The sequence below is a fragment of the Pseudonocardia sp. EV170527-09 genome (assembly GCF_008369905.1).
Classification (GTDB): domain Bacteria; phylum Actinomycetota; class Actinomycetes; order Mycobacteriales; family Pseudonocardiaceae; genus Pseudonocardia.
The window spans coordinates 1-2,028 of record NZ_VRMC01000215.1 but is presented as its reverse complement, the minus strand read 5'-3'; the positions used below and the strand labels follow the sequence as shown (position 1 = coordinate 2,028).

General features: G+C 64.5%; 3 protein-coding genes and 1 pseudogene. 3 read left to right on the top strand and 1 reads right to left on the bottom strand.

Going from position 1 to position 2,028, the window contains the following annotated elements; all coding sequences use genetic code 11:
• A pseudogene (locus FVA95_RS34355) lies at nucleotides 1-214 on the top strand (hypothetical protein); the annotation flags it as partial.
• On the top strand, nucleotides 196-579 hold the full coding sequence (locus FVA95_RS28475) for a transposase (protein ID WP_149666869.1): 384 nt from the start codon (nucleotides 196-198) through the stop codon (nucleotides 577-579). The pseudogene FVA95_RS34355 and the gene FVA95_RS28475, both read left to right, overlap by 19 nt.
• A 94-nt stretch (nucleotides 580-673) precedes the next feature.
• Here the strand turns inward: FVA95_RS28475 and FVA95_RS28470 are convergent, their stop codons facing one another.
• Entirely contained in the window at nucleotides 674-1,441 is a 768-nt protein-coding gene (locus FVA95_RS28470; protein ID WP_205016025.1) for a HEAT repeat domain-containing protein, read from the bottom strand.
• Between the two features lie 43 nt (nucleotides 1,442-1,484).
• On the opposite strand from FVA95_RS28470, the gene FVA95_RS28465 reads away from it, so the two are divergent.
• Nucleotides 1,485-1,904, top strand: a complete 420-nt coding sequence (locus tag FVA95_RS28465; protein WP_205016024.1) for a hypothetical protein — start codon at nucleotides 1,485-1,487, stop codon at nucleotides 1,902-1,904.
• Nucleotides 1,905-2,028 lie beyond the last annotated feature (124 nt).

Here is a 2,028-nt window from a genome sequence, read left to right as displayed (position 1 = left end):
GCCGACCTCCAGCCGGTCGTCACCGCGCTGCGCGGCTGACCCCGCGTCACGCACTAACCACTCTGATCAAACTCGGGTCAAAGGCGGCGACACCGTCGGGCAGGACACCCGCGGCTATGACGCCGGGAAGAAGGTCAATGGCCGGAAGCGGTTCATCATCACCGACACCTTCGACCTGCTGCTGACCACGATGGCGTGCTCGGCCTCGGCATAGGACCGCGACGGGCCAAGCCGATCCTGCTCGACCTCTACCTGCGCACCCGGGTGCGATTCGTCTACGCCGCCGGGTCCGCCGGACTCCTCCTCGACTGGGCGACCACGATCCTGCGCACCAGCGTCGAGGTCGTCCGCAAAACACCTGAGCAGCGCGGATTCTCCGTCCTCCCACGGCGCTGGGTGGTCGAGCGGACCCTGGCCTGGCTCACCGCGCACCGCCGCCTCGCCCGCGACTACGAACGCCACCCCGCTACCGCCGAGGCCATGATCCGCTGGGCCGCGATCAACACCATCACACGACGCATCGCCCGCGGTGAACCCACCCGCCGCCAGCAGAAGTACGTGCTCACACCCTCGACCTGATCTTCTCAAACACGCTCTCAGCAGCAGGAGTGAACTATTGAGAACTCATACACCATATAGCACCCGATTTAACGGCGACATGCTGCTATTAGTTTCAGTTAGTTGGACGAGTCCGCCCGGCAGCTCGCTTCAGTTTGACGGCAGCCAGTCGTTCGGCGACCCCTCTGACCTGGGAGTTCTCCGCTCCCCGTGCGTCTTCGATCATCTGCCTGGCCGCTTCACCACGCAGCTCGCCGAGCGCCATCAGTGCGGACACGGCCACCGGTGATTCCGAATTCTCCACTGCGGCGCCCAGAGCCTCAGCCGCATCCTCCGCATCAGGATGTCCGATGTGACATAGGATGTCCGCCGCGTGCCGCCGCACTACTTGATCGTCCGCCGCGAGCGCTTCGACCAGCGCCGGAACAGCCACAGAGCCGAACGCGGCCACATCGCTGGTCAGGGCATTGCGTTCCTCAAGCCCGTGGCCACCCAGTAGCGCAACCAGGTGTGCTACCGCCCGAGGCTCCCGAATGCGGCCCAGCGCCCATCGGGCCTTGCGGGCGACTACCTCGTCTGGATCCGTGACATACGGCAGCAAGACCCCCACTGTCTCGGGGTTAGCAAACTTGCTGAGCACGTGCAGCGCCTGAACCCGCACCTCCGGCGATCGGTCCGGCTTGACAGCGGCAAGCACCGCCGGCTGCGTAGCCTCCTCCATCCGGGTGACTGCCCAGGTCATGGTCTCCCGCACAAAGAAGTCCGGCTCTGCCCATAAAGCCTCGACCAGTACGTGTGCACACGCAGCCTCGGACTTCGATCCGATCTCGAGCGCTGCGGTATTGCGAACACTGCGATCCGGATCCGACAGCTGCTCGGCCAAGTCACTTGCGGGACCGGTGCCGTTGTGAGGTTGCGAAATTGACATGCGGGAGATCGTAGCAAACAGGAAGAAGTGCTGGACGATCCCACCGCGTGCCAACGCCGAGTTCGCTGCCCGGATGGAAGACGTCCTGGCTGTCTACGCCCACCCCTATGATCCCCGCCGACCGGTGGTGTGCATGGGCGAGAAGCCCTACCAGTTGCTGGGGCAGGTCCGCGAGCCGATCCCCGCCGAGCCCGGTCACGACCGCAAAGAAGACAGCGAGTACGTCCGCCACGGCACCTGCTCGATCTTCGCCGGGGTCGAACCCCTACGCGGCTGGCGTCGCGTAGGGGTTCGACCACGCCAAGCCAAGATCGACTGGGCTCATCAGGTCGATCACCTGCTCACCCACGACTACCCCGACGCCGAGACCGTCGTACTGGTGGCGGATTCTAGCGGTCGTTGTGAATCGTTTGTCTAGTAGTCCGGTCTTTCCAGCGTTGCACTTCTTGCGTCGGGGTTCGGTCCCCGAGGCATAAGCGTGGTCGATTGTTCAGCTCCTGGGCGATCAGCTCGGCCTCGCTTCTGCTCGTCTTTCCGAGGTC

Coding starts and splice junctions, on each gene's coding strand:
- FVA95_RS28465 (WP_205016024.1), top strand. CDS start 1,485: ATGCGGGAGATCGTAGCAAACAGGAAGAAGTGCTGGACGATCCCACCG.